Here is a 22414-nt window from a genome sequence, read left to right on the forward strand (position 1 = left end):
GCCTCAAGGTCGTCGACCTCGCCGTCCACGGCGACTCGCGCGGCTGGTTCAAGGAGAACTGGCAGCGCGCCAAGATGACCGCCCTGGGCATCCCGGACCTCCGCGTCGTCCAGAACAACATCTCCTACAACGACAGCCGCGGCGTCACCCGCGGCATCCACGCCGAGCCCTGGGACAAGTTCATCTCGGTGGCCCGCGGCAGCGTATTCGGCGCCTGGGTGGACCTGCGCGAGGGCAGCGAGACCTTCGGCAAGGTGTTCACCTGCACGCTCGACCCGAGCAGGGCCATCTACGTCCCGCGCGGCGTGGGCAACTCCTTCCAGGCCCTGGAGGACGGCACCGCCTACACCTACCTGGTGGACGCCCACTGGTCGCTCGAGCTCAAGAGGACCTACACCTTCGTGAACCTCGCCGACCCCGAGCTCGCCATCGAGTGGCCGATCCCCCTCGACGAGGCCACCGTATCCGAGGCCGACCTCAACCACCCGTACCTCAAGGACGTCGTCCCCATGGCGCCGAAGCGCACCCTCGTTACCGGCTGCAACGGCCAGTTGGGCCATGCGGTCCGCGCGCTGGCGGAGGAGCGCGGCGTCGCCAAGGACTTCGACTTCTGCGACATCGACACCTTCGACATGTCCGACCCGGAGGCCTACTCCAAATACGACTGGTCGCTCTACGGCACCGTGATCAACTGCGGCGCCTACACCGCCGTGGACAGGGCGGAGACCCCCGAGGGCCGTGTCATCGCCTGGAAGGCCAACGCGACCGGCCCGGCGCTTCTGGCCCGCACCTGCGCCGGGCACGGGATCACCCTCGTCCACGTGTCCTCCGACTACGTCTTCGACGGCACCGCCGAGGTGCACGACGAGGACGAGCCCCTCAACCCGCTCTCCGTCTACGGCCAGACCAAGGCGGCCGGCGACATCGCCGTGGCCGGCTGCCCGCGCCACTACATCATGCGCTCCAGCTGGGTCATCGGCGAGGGCCGCAACTTCGTCAAGACCATGAGGGCGCTCTCAGACCGCGTCGCCGACCCGGAGGACAAGCTGGAGCAGGTCACCGTCGTGGACGACCAGCTGGGACGCCTGACCTTCACGCGCGACATGGCGCAGGCCATCTTCCATGTGCTGGACGCGAAGGCCCCCTACGGTACCTACGACTGCACCGGCTCCGGTGCCGTGAGGAGCTGGGCGGATATCGCCCGCGCCGTCTTCGAGGCCGCCAACGGCAACGGCGACAGGGTCGTGCCGGTATCGACCGCCGACTACTACGCGAGCGCCGAGGGCCCCGTCGCCCCGCGCCCGGTCCACTCCGCGCTCGACCTGTCCAAGCTCGAGGCTGCCGGCTTCCACATGCCCGACTGGGAGGAAGAGCTGGGGGAGTACATCAAGACGCTCTAGCCGCTATTAACTTTTCGAGAGTAAAAGCCGCCGCTTGTTAACGGCGGCTTTTCTTATGCCTGGCGTATAGCCCCGCTGCAATAAGAGCGGCGGCGGTCGCCAGACTCACTGCAAGCCCCGCAAGGGCGCCCGGAGTCTTGTAAGTCATCACGATCCTATTCGCGCCTTTCTGCATGTTCAGGGACGACAAGCCCTTATCGGCGGCGGGCGTTAGTTCTGCGGCGGTTCCGTTTACCGTTACGTTCCAGCCCTCATCGTATGGAACGCTCAACAGCAGGTTGCCGTCATCCTTGGCGGTATACTCGCCTTCGATCCTTCCGTCTTCAAAAACCGTCGGAATAAACTCGCTCGTCTTAAGCTCGTTAATAATCTGATCAAAAACGTCCAGATTGAGGGCGTAAAAGACCGGCTCATTGTCTTGGGGCATGTCTGTATAGCCCTCTGCGACTCCGATTGACACCGTATGCTGGCTCGGGGCGTCCGATGCATCCGCAATCTGGCGGATATTATTGTCGAATCTCCAGGCCTCGTTTTCGATCGTTCGCTGGTCGATGGTAAGGGCGACGGGCCAATAACTGCCGGCGGTCGCATCTTTGTTGATGTAGAGATACCCGATGGAGCTTGCCGGTACAGTGACGCTCCATTGCTTTAAGCTATCGCTATTCTCTGTGCTCGTGGCCTCGATCTTGGTATAGAGCTCGACCTCACGGCCTAGGATTTTGCTGTAGAGGTCGTTCTGCTTTTCGAAAGGGTTTTCGCTCTTCAGCGTGCTGTTTTTGATATCGCTTGAGGCCGCGATGCCAATGCTGAGCGCATAGGGGTTCTCGTACACCGCGCTTGTGGAGTCGGCCTGATTCGTCTTGGCTAAAACGTATCCTGCAGGCGCGTTTTCAGGAATGGCGTACTTGACTCCCAGTAGGGCATCGACGGCGAGAATGGGCTCGGCATAACGGGTCGAGAATTCGCCGACGCTGCTGTATCCAAGGGAATTGAGCAGTGCGATGGCCTGCGGGTTGTTGGCGGACGAATACGAAGACAACTGGTTGTACCCAAGCGCCAGGCCTTCGTTGAGGGCGGCGCTGTCGACGCGTGTGGTCGTGCGGTCAATGCGATAGAACGACGCCGAAGTCTGGTCTTGAATGGCCGTGATCGCGTCGGTTGCGGCGGCGACATAGGTGCTGTTGGCTTCTTCGGAATAGCCTGTGTACAGCTGATTCCACATTACATGGGCGTTGGCAAATAGTTCAATTGCCGTGAGTGCCAGGAGTGGCAGGATAATGGCTGGACAATGGGCTCGACGTAATGTTGACCACTCTTTGAGTTTCTGCAGCGCGTATCCTGCGGCCCACAGCGCAAAGAAGCTCAGCAAAAAAGCCGTGCGTGAGTAGAAGCCATTGGGAACGCGCATGCCGCACCAGATATACTCGAGCGGGCTCAAAACGGAGCTTGCGACCAGGATTATCGTGACGACGAGTGTTGCGATGCGCGTCTTGATTGAAACCGTGCGGTTAACCAGCAGGCTCGCCGCGAGCTGCATCATGATGATGCCACAATAGAACTGCGGTGTGCTTTCGTTGTTTACCCACATGCAGGGAAGAAAGCCCCTGATGAGCGACTTGAGGCTGGTTTTAAGCAGGGGGCCAAGTGCCAGAACGGGACCGCCCTTGGACATGGCAAGGATGGCCGGCAAAAAGGTCCAGGCGGACAGGAGCAGCCCAAGCGCGATGGCCCCGGCGAATCGTAGGGCCCGATCGAGCATGAGCTTCCAGCTAAATCCTTCTTCTGCAACATAATCGACAAATTCGACCAATACGAAGATGCAGAGGAACAGGAGGCTGATGTAGGCCGTATACCAGCAGAACATGACATTGAGCGCCGTTGCGATGACGAGGCGGATCATGCGCTGCTTGCGGATGAGCTCGTAACAACCGTAGGCGCAAACGGGAAGCAGAATCAGACAGTCGATCCAGAGCGGGTTGCGCAGGTTGCTGACGGTCCAGCTGCAAAACGTGAATGACGCGGAAAGCAGAAATGTCGCGGGTTTGGATAAGCCAAAGCGCTTTTGCACATACCAAGCGCTGCTAATGTGGATACAGCCAAGCTTGAGTGCGCTGATGACGAATACAAAGAGCGTCAGCTTGTCTGCGGGAAACAGCACGCAGAACAGGTTGAAGGGGCTGGCGAGGTAGTAGCTATATAGCCCCCATGTGTTCATACCGAGTCCCTGTGAGAAGGAATAGCGAAGGTTTGCCTCGCCTAAAAGGACGCGGCGAAACCACGCGAAGAAGTCGATGTATTGGTATTTGAGATCGTTGGTGAGAAACGAGTTGTCGCCAAAGGGGTAGACATGCCCCGCCGCTGCAAGTGCGACAAAAAGTGCGACGGAAAACGCAAAGCAGGCGGCGTAGAACGCCACATTCTTGAGCGTGTTGTTATTGGGCTGTGTCATCAGATTCCTCGTTGGATTCTCGAATGATATAGATGGGGCGGCGCTTGGTCTCCAAGTAGGCTTTTGCTAGGTACTCGCCAATGATTCCCAGGCACAGGAGCTGCATGCCGCCAAACAGCGTAATGAGGCAGGCAAGGGAGGGCCATCCGCCTACGGGGTCGCCCCAAACAAGCGTTTTGACCAGGATGACGATGAATCCCAGGATAGCGATGAGACAGAAAACGATACCCGTGAGGGCGGCGAGGGAGAGCGGCGCCGTGGAAAACGCGACGATGCCGTCGATGGAATAGAGGAGCAGCGACCAAAAGCTCCATTTGGTCTCGCCGGCCACGCGGTTGACGTTTACGTAGGGGAGCCATTTGGTCTTGAAGCCGACCCAGCCGTAAATGCCCTTGGAGAATCGGTTGTATTCGCCCATGGAGATGATGGCGTTGACCATAGGTCGCTTCATGAGCCTAAAATCGCGTGCTCCGTCGACGATGTCGGCCTTAGAAATGCGGTTGATGATCTTGTAGAACATACGGGCACAGAACGACCTGATGGGAGGCTCGCCTTCGCGGGTGGTCCTGCGTGTGGCGACGTTATCGTAGCTATCGGTCTGCAGGATCTCGTACATCTGCGGCAGGAGCGAGGGCGGATCCTGCATGTCGGCATCCATGGTGGCGACATAGTCGCCCTTTGCGTGCTGGAGTCCGGCGAGTAGTGCCGCCTCCTTGCCAAAGTTGCGCGAGAAAGAGTGCCAGTGGATGGCGTATGGATGCGCCGCCGCGGCCTCGGCTTTCATGACGGTGAGCGTTGCGTCTGCCGAGCCATCGTCGACGAGGACGGCTTCAAAGGAAATGCCGGGGTCTTGCTGGGTCATGATGCGAACGACGCCATCGAGCTCTTTGAGAAAGATCGGAAGTGATTCCTGCTCGTTGTAGCACGGCACGACGATGGAGATGAGCGGCATGGTGGTTTACCTCACGCTTGGCTTGGAAGTGGGGTGGCCGAGCTGGTCGTCGTAGGCGTATTTGCTGTACACGTTGACCTCCCACTGCTTTTTTTCGACCTTTGCCACGGAGTCGAGGATGAATCCGGTTGCGAGACTCAGGCCGCACAGGAACATAAACGAGGCGGCGAGCATGGCGGTGGGGAAGCGCGGGACGAGGCCGGTCTGGAAATACTCCACAACGATGGGCATGCCCAGGGCGAGGCCGATAAGCGCGAATAGGATTGCGACCAGGGTGAAGAACTTTAGCGGGCGGTAGTCCTTGAACAGCGTGCCGATCATCGCGACGACTTTAATGCCATCGCTGACAGTGTTGAGTTTGGACTCGGAGCCCTCGGGACGGTCGCGGTACTCGATGGGTACATCTTTGATGCGCCAGCGGTGGTCGACAGCGTGGATCGAGAGCTCGGTTTCGATCTGAAAGCCCTCGGAAAGCACTGGGAAGGTTTTAACGAACGGGCGGCTCATGGCGCGGTAGCCGGTCATGACGTCATCGAAGCTGTAGCCATAGATCCACTTGATCATGGCGCGGACCAGATTGTTGCCAAAGCCGTGGAAGGCGCGCTTGTTTTCCTCGGCGTAGGTGCCGTTTGAAAGGCGATCGCCTACGGTCATGTCGGCCGTACCGTTAAGGATGGGCTCGCAGAGGGCCTTGGCCGCCTCGGCGGGATAGGTGTCGTCGCCGTCGACCATCAGGTAGCAATCAGCGTCGATGTCGCGAAACATCTGGCGGCATACGTTGCCCTTTCCCTGACGGGGCTCAAAGCGGACCGTGGCGCCGTGCTCGGTGGCGATGCGTGAGGTATCGTCCGACGAGTTGTTGTCATAGACATAGACCGTCGCTTGCGGAAGCTCGCGGTGAAAGTCGTCGATGACTTTGCCGATCGTGGGCGCTTCGTTGTAGCAGGGGATGATGACGGCGATGGATTCAGAATTCACTCAATGCTCCTTATACGTTCAATCCTTGAAAGTATAGCCGTTTGGGCTTGGCATCCTAAGATGTGGGTTAGTTCTCCAGTTTTGTTGCGCGAATCGTTTGCATGGCCGTCGGGTCTATACTGTTCGTTTGTCAACGATTACGAGTAAAGGAGTTGCATCCGTGTCGGATCAGACAAAGCAACAAGAAACTCGCAGTCTGCCTGCGACGTTTGCTAAGAACGAATTTGAGAAGGACGCGTTTATCCTTCGTCAGCTGGTTACCAAGGATTTTAAGATCAAGTATCGCCGTAGCGTTCTGGGCGTCGCATGGTCGGTGCTCAACCCGCTGCTGATGATGATCGTCATGGCCATCGTGTTCTCGACGATTTTTGCCCAGGGCCGCAATGGCTCGATTACGCCCGAGATGTACCCGCTGTATTTGATCGTGGGTAACGTCACCTTTGCCGTCATGTCCGAGTCTACGAACCAGGCCCTGACGTCGATCGTGGGTGCTGCCCCGCTGCTCAAGAAGGTTAAGGTGCACCGCTGGGTCTTCCCGGTGCAGAAGGTGCTCTTCTCGCTGGTCAACTTTGCCTTCTCGCTTGTCGCCGTCGCCATCGTTATGCTGTGGTTCCGCGTTATGCCTTCTTGGCACCTGATTCTGCTGCCGGTCTGCCTGCTGCTGCTTATGTGCTTCTGCATGGGCCTGGGCATGATGCTCTCTGCCCTTACGGTTTTCTTCCGCGATGTCATGCATCTTTGGAGCGTCATCATTACGGCGTGGACTTACATCACGCCCATCTTTTGGACGACCGATTTTGTTGCGCAGATGCCCCATATTGTCCGTATCTTGGTATATGCGAACCCCATGTACAACTATCTGCAGTTTATGCGCGATATCTTCCTGTTCCAGACCACGCCTTCGCTTATGACGTTTGGCATGTGCGTTGCTTGGGCGGTTCTTGCGCTTGCCATTGGCTATACCGTGTTCCATAAGTCCGAGCGTAAGTTCATCCTCTACATCTAAGGAGTGCTGTGATGACTGAATCTGTTGTTGATTACAGCGAGCAGCCTCTGGCTGTCGAGGTCGACGACGTCACCATGATCTTTAACATGGCGTCCGAGTCGCTGACCAACCTCAAGGAGTACTTTATCAAGCTTGCCAAACACGAACTGTTCTTTGAGGAGTTTAGGGCGCTCAAACATATCTCGTTTGATATACATCGCGGCGAGGTTGTAGGCCTTGTCGGCACCAACGGTTCCGGCAAATCTACGATGCTCAAGATTATTGCCGGCGTGCTTGAGCCCAGCGAGGGCAGCGTTAAGGTGCATGGCAACATTGCGCCCCTTATTGAGCTTGGCGCTGGATTTGACCCCGAGCTAACTGCCCGTGAGAACATTTATCTAAACGGCGCACTGCTCGGCTACACCAAGGAGTTCATCGATGCCAACTTTGACGGCATTATTGAGTTCGCTGAGCTGCAGAACTTTGTCGATATGCCGCTTAAGAACTTCTCCTCGGGCATGGTGGCGCGTATCGCCTTTGCAATCGCGACGATTACCGAGCCCGATATTCTGATCGTTGACGAGACGCTGTCCGTCGGTGATGTGTTCTTCCAGCAGAAGTGCGAGGACCGCATCCAGCACTTTATTCAGAGCGGTGACGTGACGGTTCTGTTCGTTTCGCACTCTATGGAGCAGGTTGAGCGCATCTGCCAGCGTGCCGTTTGGATTGAGAAGGGTGACCTTCGCATGGACGGCCCGGTCGATGAGGTCTGCAAGGCGTATCGCGAGCAGTTCAACTAGGTTATAATTACTTGCGCTTGGCCGAATTGTTTGGCTGGGCGTGCGGTTATTTGCTCCATTAGCTCAGTTGGATAGAGCAGGGGACTTCTAATCCCAAGGTCGACGGTTCGAATCCGCCATGGAGCACCAACGTTTATTAAGCCCGGACCGCTAGGTGGTCCGGGCTTTTTCACATGCCGGTGTTCTTTATTCTTGCCGAGTATACGTTTAGGCCGAAGCGGTGGTGCGAGCGTTCTGCGGGCAAGCCAGTCTGGCAATCTTTACGATCCATGCGGTCGATTGGTTTATTCCGTGGCAGACCATGCCTCTGCTTATGACGCTGCCAGCATCGTGGCTCTTCGCGTCAATCGTACGCTGCGCCTGCGATATTGGATTGGCGTACGTAATCAAGAAGGCGTAATAACGGCGGGGAGGACCAACTTGGCCCTCCCCGCTGTATCTAGTCTGTCTTCAGGCACTCGGGTAAGACGTTTGCAACTGCATTCATCGCCTGCGGCCTTAGGTATTGCTCATTGAGTTTTGCTTTTTTGTAGGCATAGCGAGTGTCTGCTGAGTATTTGACCAATACATCGGTAAAGAATCGCTCCCAGCTCAGGTAATCGCGGCTTTCGATATAGCTCGAAGGATCCTTGAGGATTTTTGGAATGTCGTTACTGGGAATGAGGCCAGATTGCAGAAGTGTCCACTCAAATGATTCCGGGAGGAACAAGCGAACGTTCTTGTAAACGCGCTGTCCGAGCACCTTTTCGATGTAGGGACCAAACGCTGCGCCGTCTCCAATGGCAAGAACGTTTTGCTCGGGGCATTCGTGAATTGTCCGCTTTAGATTTGCTACGCCGGTGGCGGTATAGCAGGGGATCCCGAGCCGGTTGCAAAGAGCGTTGTAGAATTGATAGCCAGATTTGCTATCTTCGACAACTACGGCGTCGGGTACCTCGAATCCAACATTTAGATCCTGATACAGCATACTTGCCGTGTGGTCATATAGCGGCTTGGTCACCGAGTAGAAGCGTCTGTCGCTCTTGCGGCCATTGATTGTTTTACTTGTCGTGTTGACTAACTTCAGGATCTCATCAACGCTGTAGGGGAGCTCGTTGGCATCGCGACGAGATATCAGAACATAATAGTTGGATGATCCGTTGACGTCTTTGGCGAAGTCCTTTGAGTAGATAAACTCGTTGCCCTCATCTAGAAAGACGATTGAATCTTCGATGATCGACAGCTCGCGCTCCCAGCGTCTGCCGGAAAGCGTTTCGCAAGGCACGTCGCAGCTGAGCGTAACGCCGCTTTCCGGTCCTCGGTCGTTGTAGTCGCGAATCATCGAGATGAGCGTCGTTTTGCCCGTGCCGCTGTTGCCGCGTATAAAGGAAATATTGCGCTTAAACGTGAGTGTGTATTTGACCTTTGCACGCTCTACGACAACGGTATGCGTTCCCTTCATTACTCATCAACATCCAAAAAGTCATTCGTGGCACCGACAAACTCCTGCATGTTCCTGACGATGCGGCCGTCGTTATTGATACGAATCTCAAAACGCTTCCAGGGGAACTTCATGATGTGGTAAAGGGTTACCAGCACATCCTGTTCTTTGCCAATTTTGAGCAGCCAGCGGGCACAATTGTCTCCGCAGGTGGATGCGTTGAACACCATGTTTGGGATATTGCGTACCAGCAGCAGCGTCTTAACGCCGCCGGACAGTTCGAGTGGAGTGATTGAGCCCAGCTGCTTGCTTACGATGTTGTGGGGACCGATGAGCTCTGATCCGTCCACGCTTTTAATAATCTGTGCGGCCATAGGATCTTCGAACCATGAGTCCAAGTATGAGTTCCTAAAATAGGTTTCGGTATCGTAGATGGAACCGGGGTAATCTCCCAGATGGATGCTCAGCATGTGGGTCTCCAGACGTTGTGTGACTGCAACGATTATATGCCAGTAATAAAATGCCGGCAGCAGCGAGGTCGCTGCTGCCGGCGCTGGCATTATTAGCGTGTGAATCGCGTTGATGGATTTGCTCGCGAGGCTACTTTTCGAGATGCTCCCTCAGCAGCTCCAGCGCGTGAGCGTAGCCTTGGAGGCCCTCGCCGGTGATGGTGGCGAAGCAGGCTAGGCGTGCATAGCTCACCTGGCGGAAGTCCTCGCGGGTCTCGACGGCGCTGATGTGGACCTCGACGGCAGGGATGGCGACGGCCTTGAGGGCGTCGAGGATCGCGACGCTCGTATGCGTATAGGCGGCCGGGTTTATGACGATGCCGTCGACCTTGCCGTAGGCCTCCTGGATCTTGTCGACGATGCTGCCCTCGTGGTTAGACTGGAAGACCTCGACCTCGTCGAAGCCCTGTGCGGCGCCCGCTTTCTGGCAAATCTGGACCAGGCGGTCGTAGTTGTCGCTGCCGTAGATGCCCGGCTCGCGAATGCCGAGCATGTTGAGGTTGGGGCCGTTGATGACGAGTGCTTTCATGGTTGCTTCCTTTGCGGTTGAAAAGCCAGCACAAAGGTGCCTGTCCCCTTTGTGCTGGTTTTGGTTAAAGAGCGGGTGGGAGGGTGTCGAGGAGGGCATGGGCGGTGTTGGCGGCGCAGTCGCGTGAGTCGATGATGTAGTCGGCCCAGGCGCGGTAGCGCGGCATACGCTGTTCGGCCAGCTTATCGATGCCGTCGCGCGCGGTGATGGGGCGGCCCTTGTGGGCGAGTTCGTCGAGCTTGCGATTGAGCATCACGATCTGGCTGTTTTGGTGCAGCAGCGGGTAGTTCTCGTCGCGTGTGACCACGCCGCCGCCGGTGGAGAGCACCAAGCCGCTGCGCTTGGAGATGTCGGACAGAGCCACCGTCTCCTGCTCGCGGAAGGCCGCCTCGCCGCGCTCGACGATAAAGTCGGTGCAGGGCATGTCGAGGCGTTCCTCGAGGGCGCGGTCCAGGTCGATGTGCTCGCGACCCGTGAGCAGGGCAATCTGCTCACCCACGCGGGTCTTGCCCGAGCCCGGCATGCCGATCAGCGCGATGTTCTGTTCGCGGCGTGACAAGCGCTCCGTTACATCCAGGATGCGCTTGCGCGGGGTGACCTGGCCGGTGTAGCGCTCAACAGCCTGTGCCGCTTGGGCCACGAGCATCAGCAGACCGCCGATGCAGGGGATACCGCGGCGCTCGGCCTCGAGCATGAGTCCCGTGCGGGCGGGGTTGTAGACAATGTCGATGACGCCCTCGAGCGCATCGAGCCCTTCGAGCGTGCAAGGCGCGTCGGGGCAATGGGGGAACATGCCGGCGGGCGTGCAGTTGACGAGCAGGGCGGCGTCGGATTGCTGCGCGATGTTGCCGTAGTTGACCTCGCTTGTGCGGCCCACGGGCACCACGGTGGCGCCCAGGTCGCCGAGTACCATGCTTGCCGTGGTGCCGGCGCCGCCGGTGGCTCCGAGCACGAGAGCCTTCTTGCCGGCAACCTCAACCCCCAGCTCCTCGACCAGGCACTGAAAACCAAAGTAGTCGGTGTTGTCGCCGCGCAGGCGGCCGTCGGGCAGGCGCGTGATGGTGTTGACGTTGCCCATGCGCTCGGCGAGCGGGCTCAGCTCGTCCAGGTAGTTCATGACGGCGCGTTTGTAGGGGATGGTCACGTTGGTGCCTTCCCATTCTTTACCCGTCATAAAGGCCGCGAGGTCCTCGGGCTCGCGCTCAAATCGCACGTAATCGAGCCCAGCGAGCTCTTTGTAGATGGTCGGGGTGTAGCTGTGGCCCAGCACGCGGCCCAGCACACCGTAGGGGCGGGTTGCGGCGGTATCGGTCATCTAGAGCACCTCCGTGTAGCTGCCAAAGTAGGTGAAGCTCTCGCACACGTCGTCGATGGAATCGAGCAGGTCGTCGAGGGCCTTGCTGCCAAAGGGGCAGTCCAGATCAAAGTAGAACATAAACTCAAAGTCGCGGCCGGGGATGGGGCGGCTCTCGAGCTTGATGAGGTTGATGTTGAGTGCGTAGAAGCGCTCGAGCACGCGATAGAGGGCGCCCGGCTCGTTGGCCGTGGTGATCATGAGCGAGGTGCGATTAGCGCCGGGGTAGACGCGCGGCTCGCGGCTGATGACGACAAAGCGCGTGTAGTTGTTGTCCGAGTCTTGGATATTGGGATCCAGCACCTCGAGGCCATACAGCGTGGCACAGCTGCGCGAGGCGATGGCGGCGACGTCGGTGCGCTCGGAGTTGGCGACCATCTCGGCCGACATGGCCGTGTTGGGGTACTTGGTGGCGTGCAGGCCGTGGGACTCGATAAAGCCGGCACACTGGGCAATGGCTTGGCCGTGGCTGTAGACCTCGCGTATGTCCGCGAGCTTGGTGCCGGGCTTGACGAGCAGGTTGTGGTCGATCTTGAGGCGCAGCGAACGCACGATATGGAAGTCGAACTGGGCGAGCAGGTCGTAGACGGCGTTGACCGAGCCGGCGGTGGAGTTCTCGATGGGCAGCACGCCAAACTCGCAGAAGCCGTCGCGCACAGCGCGCATAACGCCTTCGAAGGTCTCGAAAAACGCGATGTCGGGCACGTCGAAGAGCTTGCACGCGGCGATTTGACTGTAAGCGCCCTCAACGCCCTGGCAAGCGACGGTGGCAGTTTGAGGGAAGGGCGTGTCGGAGGCTGCAGCCGTGGCGTGGGCCTTTTGCGAGACGGTGATGCCCTTGAGTTCGTTGATGTAGCGCTGCTGCTCGGCCTTGCTCATGCTCATGAGGAGACGAAACAGGGTGATGGTCTGCGCCTCATAGCGCTCGGGCGCGCGGCTGGCGAGGTTGTTGAGTTTGGAGCGCTCGCGGGCGGGGTCGAAGACGGCCTTGCCCATCTCGATTTTTGACTTGGCGACCTCGGTGGCAATGTCCATGCGCTCGATAAAGCTGTTGAGGAGCGTGGTGTCGATGCCATCGATGGTCTGGCGGATGTCAGCAAGGTCCATAGGGACCCCTTTCGTGAATCATTGCCCGGGGTGGGCGGGTTAGCGCTGGGCGGCGTCCTCTAGGAGGGCGTCCCAAATCGCGAGGGCAGCGGCTGCTTCGGCTACGGGGACGGCTCGGGGGACGATGCAGGGGTCGTGGCGGCCGTGGACCGAGAGCTCGGCATTTTCCATGGCGTCCATGTCTACGGTCTGCTGCTCGCGGCCAATAGAGGGCGTCGGCTTTACGGCCATACGCCACATGACAGGCGCGCCGGTCGAAATACCGCCCAGGATGCCGCCGGCGTTATTGGACTCGACTTCGATCTCGCCGGTCTCGGCATCGATGCGATACGGATCGTTGTTCTCGCTGCCGCGCATGGCGGCCACGGCAAAGCCCATGCCAAACTCCACGCCCTTTACGGCGGGAATGCCAAACGCGATTTGCGCGATGCGGTTCTCGATGCCGTCGAACATGGGGTCGCCGATGCCCGCGGGAAGCCCGTAGATGCCGCACTCCACGATGCCGCCGATGCTGTCGAGTTCGTCGCGCGCGGCTAGGATCTCCTCGCGCATGCGGCCGGCTGCGGCGGCGTCAATGCACGGCAGATCGTTCGTAAGGATCGCCTTGCGGTCGGCCTCGCGATAGACTATGTCGTCCATCGGCAGGTCGGAGATGCCGCCGATCTGCGCCACATGCGCCATCACCCGAATGCCGCGGGCCTCGAGTGCCTGCAGCGCGATGCCGCCGGCGATGCATAGAGGGGCCGTCAGACGGCCGGAGAAGTGCCCGCCGCCGGCGACGTCGTGCATGTTGTGGTACTTCACACGCGCCGGAAAGTCTGCGTGCCCGGGGCGGGGCTTGCGGCGCAGCTCGGAATAGTCCTTGGAGCGCGTGTTGGTGTTCTCGATAATCGCGGCGATGGGCGCGCCGGTGGTATGTTCATCGACAACACCGGCGATGATGTGGGCGGCGTCGGCCTCGCGGCGTTTGGTCGCGGTCTCGTCGCGACCGGGGGCGCGACGGTCGAGGAAGGCCTGCAGCTTCTCCTGGTCCACGGCGATGCCCGCCGGGATGCCATCGAGCGAGCAGCCGATAGCGGGGGAGTGCGATTGGCCGAAGATGCTCAGATGCAAGACATTGCCAAAGGTCGAGGACATGCTATTCCTCCTCGAGCGTGACCTTGCCGCCCAGCAGACGGTAGTGGTCGAAGAAATCGGGATAGGACTTGTTGACGGCCTCGGCGCCGTGGATCACGACCTCGCCGGTGGCGCGGCTCGCGGCGATGGCGGCCATCATGGCGATGCGGTGGTCGTTGTGCGAATCGACCTCACCGCCGGTGAAGGCATCGACGCCCTTGATGATGAGGTCGTCGCCGGCAATGCGCACCTGCGCGCCCAGCGCGGTGAGCTCGCGGGTGGTGGTGGCCAGGCGGTCGGATTCCTTGATACGCAGACGGGCGCAATCGCGGATGAACGTGCGGCCCTGAGCCAGCGAGGCCACGGCCGAGATAACGGGCACCAGGTCGGGGATGTCGTGGGCGCTCATCTCAAAGCCGGCGAGCTTGTCGGACTGCACGGTGGCGGCGTTGGTGGAGCGCACGATGCGGGCGCCAAAGCGCGAAAGCGCGGCAAGCACGTTGCGGTCGCCCTGCGCGGAGCTCAGCGACACGCCCTCCACGGTGATGGGGTCGGTGCCGATGGCGCCGGCGCACAGCCAAAAGGCGGCGTTGGACCAGTCTCCCTCGACGGCTACGCTGCCGGGCGTACGGTACGATCCGCTGTTTACGCGGAAGTTCGTGACCTCGGGCTGGCCGTCCTTGGCGGGGATACGTTCGACGTTGACCTCGACACCAAAGGCCTTCATGGCCTGGATGGTCAGGTTGATATAGGGGCGGCTCTCGATGAGGCCGGTCACTTGCACACAGGAGGGCTGGGCCAGTAGCGGGGCCGCCAGCAGCAGGCCGGAGATATACTGCGAGCTCACGTTGCCCGGAAGCACAAAGGTGCCCGGGCGCATGCGGCCGCTCGTCTTGAGCGGAAAACCGCCCAGACCCTGTAGGTCGCAGCCGGCGGCGATAATCTCGTCCGAGAGCGGGGACAGCGGGCGGGCGCCTAAGCGTCCCTGACCCACAAAAGTTGCTTCTGCGCCCAGCGCGCAGGCGACGGGCAACATAAAGCGCAGCGTGGAGCCACTCTCGCCGCAGTCGAGCGTGCCGCCGGCTAGGGCCTTGAGCAGGCCAAATTCAATGCTCTTCATGGTGGGGTGGACCTGGAAGCCGTCCTCGGCGGTCTCGATGCGAGCACCCAGGGCCGTAAGGCAACGCACCGTAGCCTCGATGTCGGCGCAGGTGGTGTTACAGGCGACGTGCGTCTCGCCGTTGGCAAGCGCAGCGCAGATGATCAGGCGGTGCGCCATCGACTTGGACGCGATGGCGGGAACGGTGCCCTTAAGCGGGGACGGGGTGATGCGGGCTAGCATGCGGATGCGTCTCCCTTCTGGCCGAGGCCCTCGGCAATGAGTTCGTGGAAAGTGGAAAGCGGCGTGCGGTCGATGCTGCAGCGGCCAATGCCGTGCGGAATCACCAGGTCGATGGTGTCGCCCGCGCGCTTCTTGTCGTGGAGCGCCTCGGCAAAGACGGCATCGGCGGAAAGCTCGCAGCGGGTCTTGAGGCCGTGGCGGGCGCAGAGTTCCTCAATACGACCGGGCAGTGCAGCATCGCAGACGCCGTGCAGGGCCGCGGCGCGCGTGATGATGCCCATGCCGATCGAAACGCAGTTGCCGTGTCCGAGCTCAAAGTGCTCGCAGGCCTCGACGGCGTGTCCGGCGCTGTGTCCAAAGTTGAGGAGCTTGCGCTGGTTGGTTTCGCGCTCGTCGGCGACGACCACGGCGCGCTTGATGTCGATATTGCGGGCGATGATGAGCGCTACGCGGGCCACATCGCGGTTGAGCAGCTCCAGCGTGAGCGGGGTCTTCTCCAGCTCGGCGAAAAGCTCTGGGTCGGCGATCACGGCGTGCTTGACGACCTCGCCACAGCCGTCGGCGAACTGCTCGGGCGTGAGGGTGGCCAGGCACCCCACGTCGGCGATAACCACATTCGGCTGCCAAAAGGCTCCGGCGAGATTTTTGCCGGCAGCCAGGTCGATGGCGGTCTTGCCGCCCACCGACGAATCCACCATGGCGAGCAGGCTCGTCGGGATCTGCACAAACTTACAGCCGCGCATGTAGGTGGCGGCCACAAAGCCCGCCACGTCGCCCACGACGCCGCCGCCGAGTGCCACGATCACGTCGGAGCGCGAAAGCTCGTGCTCGGCCACAAACTCCAAAATGGCAACATAGGTTTCGGCGCGCTTATGGGCCTCGCCGGCCTCGAAGGTGCAGATGCTTACCTCGTAGCCAGACGCCTCCAGGCTCTGCTTAACGGGCATCTGGTAGAGCGGGCCCACGTTGGTGTCCGTTACGATGACGGCCTTGGCGCCGCCGGCAGTGGCGCGCACGAGCGGTCCCGCCTGCTCCAGCAAAAACGTGCCAACATGCACCTGGTAGGGGCGTGCAGTGTCGATATCGATGGTAATCGCCATAAGCTTCGGTCCTTTCGACCTGGCGTGATAGGTGGTCTAGTGGGAGGCCTCGTCGTCGAGTGCGCGCTTAATGCGGTCGCCCTCGGCAAGGAGATTCTCCAGATAGCGCTGGTCGCGGTTCTTGAGCGCACGGCTGTAGGCGCCAAGCGACTCGATCAGGTGGTCGATCTCGAAGGCAAGCGCGTCGGCGTCGTCGATCATGAGCTCGGACCACATTTGCGGGTTGAGGTGCGCCACGCGGGTGAGATCGCGGTAGCTACCGGCCGAAAAACCGTGGTGGACCTGGGCGGTCGGGCTCTTTACGTAGGCGTTGGACACCACGTGCGCAAGTTGGCTCGTGAAGGCGATGACGCGGTCGTGCTCGGCGGCGCTGGTCACGCTGAACTTGCCAAAGCCCAAGGGGCGCACCATCTCGCGCACCTGCCCCAAGAGCTCCAGCTTAAGGGCATCGTCTACCGCGGGCGGTACGAGCACCAGCGGGGCGCCCTGGAACAGGTCGGCACGAGAGTTAGCGTAGCCCGAGAACTGGGTGCCCGCCATGGGGTGCGCGCCCACAAAGTAAAAGCCGTGCTCGCGGGCAAGCTCAAAGGCGCGCTCGCACACGATGCCCTTGACGCCCACCGTGTCGATCACCACGGGGCCCATGATGGCGTCGGTATCGGTGGCGTCGGCGAGTGCCTGGGCATGCGCCTTAAGCCATTCGATGCAGGCCTCGGGGTAGCAAGCCAGGACGATGATGTCGCATTCGCCGAGTGTCCTGTCGTTGAGCTCTCCGGCGACAGTGCCCATGCTGGCGGCCGTCATGACATCGTCATCGGGGTCCCAGGCCAGCACGCGGACGCCCGCCTGCGCATAGCCGCGGGCAAAGCTGCCGCCGATGAGGCCAAGGCCGACGATGCCGGCGCACTTGGGGCCACCCTGGTTAACGCGCGCGTTTCTCACCGTACCCATGGGCTACTCCATGGTCTCTTGGCAGACAACCTCGCGGATGGCTCGGATGCGGCGCATGGTGTCGTCGAACTGGTCGGGGGTGAGGGCCTGAGCGCCGTCGGACCAGGCACGGCTCGGCTCGTCGTGGACCTCGATCTCCAGACCGTTGGCGCCGCAGGCGGTCGCCGCGAGCGCCATGGGCTCAACGTAGCGGGTGTAGCCGGTGGCGTGGCTGGGGTCGGCGACGACGGGCAGGTGCGACAGGTGGTGCAGCACCGGCACGGCGTTGAGGTCGAAGGTGTTGCGGGTGCGGGTCTCGAAGGTGCGGATGCCGCGCTCGCACAGGATGACGTTGTCATTGCCCTCGCTCATGATGTACTCGGCTGCCATAAGCAGCTCGTCGATCGTGCCGGACATGCCGCGCTTAAGCAAGATCGGAGTCTGGGTCTTGCCGACCTCCTTGAGCAGGGGGAAGTTCTGGGCGTTGCGGGCGCCGATCTGCATGACGTCAATCTTTTTGTCCAAGAAGACCTGCACGTCGCGTGGGTCCATGATCTCGGTGACGATCGGCATGTCGAGCTCGGCAGACGCCTCGCACAGCAGGTCGAGGCCGGCGGGGCCCATGCCCTGGTAGGCGTAGGGGGAGGTACGGGGCTTGTAGGCACCGCCGCGCAGCATCGTGGCGCCGGCGGCCTTCACGCGGCGTGCGATGCGAATGAGGTTTTCGCCTTCGACGGAGCAGGGACCGGCGATGACCTGGAACTGGTCGCCGCCGATCTTGACGCCGTGACCGCAGTCGATGACGGAGTCCTCGGGGTGGAACTTGCGGTTGGCGCGCTTGAACGGCTCCGAGACGCGCTGCACGCGCTCGACGACATCCATGGACTCGAGCAGGAACGGGTCGATCTTGGTCGTATCGCCCACCAGGCCGATAATCGTCTCATTCTCGCCGCGCGAGACATCGGTCTTCAGGCCCTTTTTCTCAATCCAGCTGACGATATGGCCGACGGCCTCGTCGCTGGCGCTCTGCTTTAAAATTGCAATCATGGTGTGCCTCTCACCTCGATGGATAACTTTTGCAAAAACGGCCCGCAATGCGAGCCGTGTATATATGGTGCATGAGAGTTTATACTATCTGACTCGCTTTTGCCTTCTAAAGTGGGCCGTTGCGCCGCGTCTTCCTCGGAATTGCAAAGCTTTTTCTTTTATTTTGATAGCCCGTGGTGCACTTGGGTATAATGCCAAACGTTGGCCCTATTAGCTCAGGGGATTAGAGCGTCTGCCTCCGGAGCAGAAGGCCGTTGGTTCGAATCCAACATGGGGCACCATCGAACGTAAGACCGTCCGAACCTCGCATGGTCCGGGCGGTTTTTCTTATACCGACGCGACGTGATGGGACGTGGTATGGCAGCAACGGATATCGAGCGCGGACTCTCGACCGCCGAGGTCGAGGAGCGCATCGCCGCCGGTAAGATCAACCGCAACATGGAGCTCAAGACCAAGTCGGTCAAAGAGCTCATCATCGAGAACCTCTGCACGCTGTTCAATTTGATCAACGTGATCTTGGCGTTCCTGGTCATTTTGACCGGTTCGTTTAAGAACCTGACGTTCCTGTTTGTGGTGTTCCTCAATACCGCTATTGGCGTCATTCAATCCATGCGGTCCAAGAAGATGGTCGATAAGCTCACGCTGCTGACCTCTAAGAAGGCCATCGCGGTGCGCGACGGTGCCGAGGTGGAGCTCGACTTGGACCAGATCGTGCTCGACGACATCATCCGCCTGGGGCGCGGCGACCAGATTCCCGCTGACGCCGTGGTGGTTTCCGGCGAAGCGCTCGTGAACGAGAGCCTGCTGACGGGCGAGAGCGACCTTATTAAGAAGCAGCCCGGTTCCGAGCTCATGAGCGGCAGTTTTATCGACTCGGGCCTGCTGCGCGCTCGCGTGATCCATGTCGGCGCCGACAACTACGTGGCTAAGATCAATAACGAGGCCAAATACGTCAAAAAGGTCAATTCCGAGATCATGAACGTGCTTAACGCCATCGTGCGCTTTGCGAGCATCATCATGATCCCGCTCGGTTTGGCGTTGTTTGCCTCGAGTGTGAGCGAGCTGTGGGATGCCGCGGGAACCCCGGGCGATAGCGCGCTTTCGTGGTGCTTCTCCGAGCTGTTGGCTGGTCATGTGCCTTCGTCGGCGCTGCTGTCCACGGTGGGCGCCCTGCTGGGTATGATCCCGCAAGGCCTGGTGCTGCTGACTTCGTCGGTGCTCGCCATCGCCACGGTGCGCCTGGCCCGCCGCAAGGTGCTGGCACAGCAGCTCTACTGCATCGAGACACTCGCTCGCGTCGACGTGCTGTGCCTGGACAAGACGGGCACCATCACGTCGGGCCGTATGGAGGTCGAGGGCACGTATCCGCTGCCTGTTGAGGGTGTTGGCTTTGGCGTGGACTCGGACGAGGCGGCTGTTCCCATCGATACCACAGTGCTCGATTTTGCGCTGGCTAACGTGGCACGTGCGACTTCGGCCGATGCCAACGAGACCTGCCAGGCGCTGCTCAACTATTACGCCGATCGCCCGGTCGAGGTGTCCGAGCCGCTGTCGGTCATTCCATTCTCGTCGTCTAAAAAATGGAGCGGCGCGTCGTTTGCGCAGGGCTCCTACGTAATGGGCGCCGCGCAATTTGTGCTCTCTGATCGTGCGTTTGCCCAGGTCGAGAACCGTGTCGCCGAGCTTGCCGATACCTGCCGCGTGCTCGTGGTGGCGCGCGTGGACGGCTTTACGCCCGATGGGGATATGGTGGGCGAGGCCGAGCCCGTGGGATTTGTGACCATCCGCGACGAGATTCGTACCTCGGCGGCCGAGACCATCGGCTACTTTAACGAGCAGGGCGTGACCCTCAACGTGATCAGCGGCGACGACCCGCGTACGGTGTCGTCGATCGCGCGCGTGGTGGGCGTGCCGGGGGCGGACGCTTATGTGGACGCCACGACGCTCGATACGCCGGCCAAGCTCGATGCCGCAGTGGACCGCTACCATGTCTTTGGTCGTGTGACCCCGCAGCAGAAGCGCGAGCTCGTGCAGGCGCTCAAGCGCCGCGAGCACACCGTGGCCATGACGGGCGACGGCGTCAACGACGTGCTGGCGCTCAAGGAGGCCGACTGCTCCGTCGCCATGGCGGCTGGCTCCGATGCCGCGCGCAACGTGGCCGAGATCGTACTCGTCGACAACGATTTTGCCTCGATGCCCGCCGTGGTGGCCGAGGGCCGTCGCTCCATCAACAACCTGCAGCGTTCGGCCTCACTGTTCCTGACCAAGACGCTGTTCTCGATGGGCCTGGCGGCGCTGTGTATCGCGCTGCCGCCGTACCCCTTCGAGCCCATCCAGATGACGCTCATTAACTTCTTCTGCATCGGCGCGCCGGGCTTTGTGTTGGGCCTGGAGCCCAACAATGCTCGTGTGAAGGGTGCGTTTTTGAGCAACGTACTCAAGCGTGCACTGCCGGCGTCGATTGCGGTCATTTTGGCTGCGGCGCTCGATATCTTTGTGGCGCGCGTGTTTGGCTTTAGCCAGCTCACGCTGTCTACGATGTGCCTGCTTACGTCGTGCGCGGCGAGCGTCAGCCTAATCTGGCGCATCTCGCAGCCTCTCACGCCCTTACGTGTGGTGCTCTTTGTGTTTGTAGTCGCCGGCATCCTGGTGGGCGTTATCGGATTCCCGGAGCTGCTGTCTATTGCCAACCTGTCGATGGGCCAGATGGTTATCTTGGCTGTTATCGTGGTCTTTACCTGCTCGGTGTTCTTTAAGCTCGCCACGATGATGGATTCGCTCAAGCCGCGTCGTCGTCATGCCGCAACTGGTTTTGGCCGTGGTGTGCGCGTCCACCTGGGTCGCGGTGGCGGCAAGGCGAGCTCGACGGGTTCGACGGCCGAGCGTTTTGCCAAGCGCGTCGCCGCCGACATGGCGCAGCGCCGCGAAGATCGCACCGCTCGCGAGGCCGAGGCCCGCGCACTCGAGGGCGTGGCCCAGGCCCAGCCCAAGAAAAAGAAGAGTGCCGGAGCCAAGCGCTCTCGCGTGACCAAGTCCGCCCAAGGCATCAAGGTCTCGATGCCAAGCAAAAAGAAGAAGTAGCTACGCGCCCTGGCGATGTTGAATTGGTGCCTTGTTCCTGTGGGGCCGTGGCGATGTTATGCTCTATCCTCGATTGTTTGAATTGCTTCGAAAAGAGGATGCCGTGATCTGCCCGCATTGCCTTAAGACTATCGAGGACGGCGCCTCGTTCTGCCCCTACTGCAACGCCTATGTGGGTCCGGGCGATGGCCCCGAGCACACCGAGTTCGTGTTCTGTGAGGGCTGCGGTGCCCGTCTTTCTCCGCATGATCGTACGTGCCCCAAATGCGGACGCCCCGCTCCGGGTATCCTCTCCGAGGACGCGGCCGCATCCGACCTGGCAGCGGGCCGCACGGCGGGCTTTCCGCGCCTAACGCAAGAGCAGATCGATACCGAGGTGCCGCATGCGCCTGCCTCGGCTGCCGCGGTTCTTTCGGACGCCGCCGATCCTAACGAGACCTGCGTGCTGCCGGCTTTCGATAAGGATTTCGGTATTCCCAAGGTCGATATTCCCACGCCCGTTTCCCTGCATGACGATGCTCAAAAACCCAAGCGCAAAGTGCATCCCGACGAGGACGCCTATCACAAGCACAAGCGTCATATCCCCAAGCCGCTCATCGTCATCGCGGTCCTTGCTGTCGTTTGTGGCGGTGCCTATTGGTTCGTGACGACCGATCCCATGGGTGTTATGCCCGGCTTCTATGACCAGTTTGGCCAGGCCGCGCAGACGACCTTCCCTACGCGCCAAAAGGGTGAGGCGACTGAGGACGATACCAAGCAGGACGATTCTGCCGAGGTGGTCCAGGAAGAAACCGTGCTCACCGATGATCAGCTCTATACCAGGCTCGACGGTCTGTATCAGACCATCGTGTCCTACGGTGACGAGGACCAGATCGGCGAGGTCATCGATTCTTTTAACAACGGCTATCTTCGAACGCCGCTGTCCACCCGTCAGGAGCTGTCGCAGAGTGCCTACGCCCTGCGCGACCAGATCAAAAAGACGCAAGATGAGCTCAACAACCTTAAGTATCAGGACGATACGGTCTATGCGGACGACATCGCCCACTTAAAGCAGCTTGCCGAGTGGATGTATGAGCGCGTCGACGTGATTTGCCAGAGCTGGGACATCTCGCTGGCCATTCCCGATGGCGAGTCGATGAGTTCCCACCAAAGCGAGATCCTGGCGCCCATCGCGCAGAGTGGCAACAGCGCGCTGAACCAGTACGACGCCAATGTGGGTTCCTGGAAGCCGCAGCAGCGTTCCTAAAATTAGTTCGCCATAGTCGGCATAACCTACGTGCGCAATTGATGTAAGCGCATGCTTATTGCTACAATT

18 protein-coding genes and 2 tRNA genes are annotated in these 22414 nt (G+C 60.4%); 7 read left to right on the top strand and 13 right to left on the bottom strand.

Translation table 11 applies throughout. From position 1 onward, the window contains the following. Positions 1–1400 (top strand): sugar nucleotide-binding protein (locus I2E45_RS02840; RefSeq protein WP_195444158.1); only part of this gene is annotated, 1400 nt, incomplete at its 5' end. A gap of 37 nt (positions 1401–1437) precedes the next feature. Here I2E45_RS02840 and I2E45_RS02845 read toward each other — a convergent pair. From I2E45_RS02845 to I2E45_RS02855, 3 genes are read right to left on the bottom strand one after another with little or no spacing between them, the layout of a single operon-like run. Continuing rightward, positions 1438–3849 carry a YfhO family protein gene (locus I2E45_RS02845; protein ID WP_195444160.1) on the bottom strand — a complete coding sequence of 804 codons (2412 nt, stop codon included), beginning with the start codon at positions 3847–3849 and terminating at the stop codon, positions 1438–1440. Continuing rightward, positions 3833–4801, bottom strand: coding sequence for a glycosyltransferase family 2 protein (locus I2E45_RS02850; RefSeq protein ID WP_195444161.1), 969 nt, complete (start codon positions 4799–4801; stop codon positions 3833–3835). Before I2E45_RS02850 ends, I2E45_RS02845 begins: the two co-directional genes overlap by 17 nt. 6 nt (positions 4802–4807) lie before the next feature. Next, positions 4808–5779, bottom strand: a complete 972-nt coding sequence (locus I2E45_RS02855) for a glycosyltransferase family 2 protein (protein WP_195444162.1) — start codon at positions 5777–5779, stop codon at positions 4808–4810. 160 nt (positions 5780–5939) lie between these two features. Here I2E45_RS02855 and I2E45_RS02860 point away from each other — a divergent pair, with 160 nt between their 5' ends. From I2E45_RS02860 to I2E45_RS02870, 3 genes are all read left to right on the top strand, one after another. After that, positions 5940–6785: an ABC transporter permease gene (locus I2E45_RS02860; RefSeq protein ID WP_271741963.1), complete on the top strand. Its 846-nt coding sequence runs from the start codon at positions 5940–5942 to the stop codon at positions 6783–6785. A gap of 11 nt (positions 6786–6796) precedes the next feature. Beyond that, the gene (locus tag I2E45_RS02865) at positions 6797–7564 is read left to right on the top strand and encodes an ABC transporter ATP-binding protein (protein WP_022094777.1); all 768 of its coding nucleotides are present in this window, start codon (positions 6797–6799) and stop codon (positions 7562–7564) included. Between the two features lie 52 nt (positions 7565–7616). Beyond that, a tRNA-Arg gene (locus I2E45_RS02870) sits at positions 7617–7693 on the top strand. A gap of 310 nt (positions 7694–8003) precedes the next feature. Here the strand turns inward: I2E45_RS02870 and I2E45_RS02875 are convergent. From I2E45_RS02875 to aroF, 10 genes are all read right to left on the bottom strand, one after another. After that, a complete protein-coding gene (locus I2E45_RS02875) occupies positions 8004–9005 on the bottom strand; it encodes a translation initiation factor 2 (protein ID WP_195444163.1) in 1002 nt (333 codons plus the stop codon). Further along, the gene (locus tag I2E45_RS02880; protein ID WP_195444164.1) at positions 9005–9454 is read right to left on the bottom strand and encodes a DUF4869 domain-containing protein; all 450 of its coding nucleotides are present in this window, start codon (positions 9452–9454) and stop codon (positions 9005–9007) included. Before I2E45_RS02880 ends, I2E45_RS02875 begins: the two co-directional genes overlap by 1 nt. Positions 9455–9584: 130 nt before the next feature. After that, a complete protein-coding gene (aroQ, locus tag I2E45_RS02885; protein WP_195444165.1) occupies positions 9585–10022 on the bottom strand; it encodes a type II 3-dehydroquinate dehydratase in 438 nt (145 codons plus the stop codon). 64 nt (positions 10023–10086) lie between these two features. Then, positions 10087–11337 (bottom strand): shikimate kinase, encoded by a 1251-nt coding sequence (locus I2E45_RS02890; RefSeq protein ID WP_195444166.1) that lies wholly within the window; start codon positions 11335–11337, stop codon positions 10087–10089. Next, complete coding sequence (pheA, locus tag I2E45_RS02895; protein ID WP_195444167.1) at positions 11338–12483, bottom strand: prephenate dehydratase; 1146 nt, start codon at positions 12481–12483, stop codon at positions 11338–11340. It abuts the gene before it with no gap. Positions 12484–12522: 39 nt separating this feature from the next. Continuing rightward, positions 12523–13620 carry a chorismate synthase gene (gene aroC, locus I2E45_RS02900; protein ID WP_195444168.1) on the bottom strand — a complete coding sequence of 366 codons (1098 nt, stop codon included), beginning with the start codon at positions 13618–13620 and terminating at the stop codon, positions 12523–12525. Position 13621: 1 nt separating this feature from the next. Further along, entirely contained in the window at positions 13622–14941 is a 1320-nt protein-coding gene (gene aroA, locus I2E45_RS02905) for a 3-phosphoshikimate 1-carboxyvinyltransferase (protein ID WP_152068251.1), read from the bottom strand. Continuing rightward, entirely contained in the window at positions 14935–16041 is a 1107-nt protein-coding gene (aroB, locus tag I2E45_RS02910; protein ID WP_195444170.1) for a 3-dehydroquinate synthase, read from the bottom strand. The genes aroA and aroB overlap by 7 nt, the downstream gene beginning before the upstream one ends. A 36-nt stretch (positions 16042–16077) precedes the next feature. Further along, positions 16078–16992: a prephenate dehydrogenase gene (locus I2E45_RS02915; protein ID WP_195444172.1), complete on the bottom strand. Its 915-nt coding sequence runs from the start codon at positions 16990–16992 to the stop codon at positions 16078–16080. Positions 16993–16995: 3 nt separating this feature from the next. Then, a complete protein-coding gene (aroF, locus tag I2E45_RS02920) occupies positions 16996–18018 on the bottom strand; it encodes a 3-deoxy-7-phosphoheptulonate synthase (RefSeq protein WP_035138595.1) in 1023 nt (340 codons plus the stop codon). Positions 18019–18222: 204 nt separating this feature from the next. Between aroF and I2E45_RS02925 the strand changes: the two genes are divergently transcribed. The 3 genes from I2E45_RS02925 to I2E45_RS02935 all read left to right on the top strand — a co-directional run bounded on the left by I2E45_RS02925 (position 18223) and on the right by I2E45_RS02935 (position 22345). After that, positions 18223–18299, top strand: a tRNA-Arg gene (locus tag I2E45_RS02925). Between the two features lie 76 nt (positions 18300–18375). Then, a complete protein-coding gene (locus tag I2E45_RS02930; RefSeq protein WP_195444173.1) occupies positions 18376–21099 on the top strand; it encodes an HAD-IC family P-type ATPase in 2724 nt (907 codons plus the stop codon). A gap of 103 nt (positions 21100–21202) precedes the next feature. Continuing rightward, positions 21203–22345, top strand: coding sequence for a zinc ribbon domain-containing protein (locus tag I2E45_RS02935; protein ID WP_195444175.1), 1143 nt, complete (start codon positions 21203–21205; stop codon positions 22343–22345). The last annotated feature ends 69 nt before the right edge of the window (positions 22346–22414 follow it).

It is taken from the genome of Collinsella aerofaciens, assembly GCF_015555045.1.
Lineage (GTDB): Bacteria > Actinomycetota > Coriobacteriia > Coriobacteriales > Coriobacteriaceae > Collinsella > Collinsella aerofaciens_W.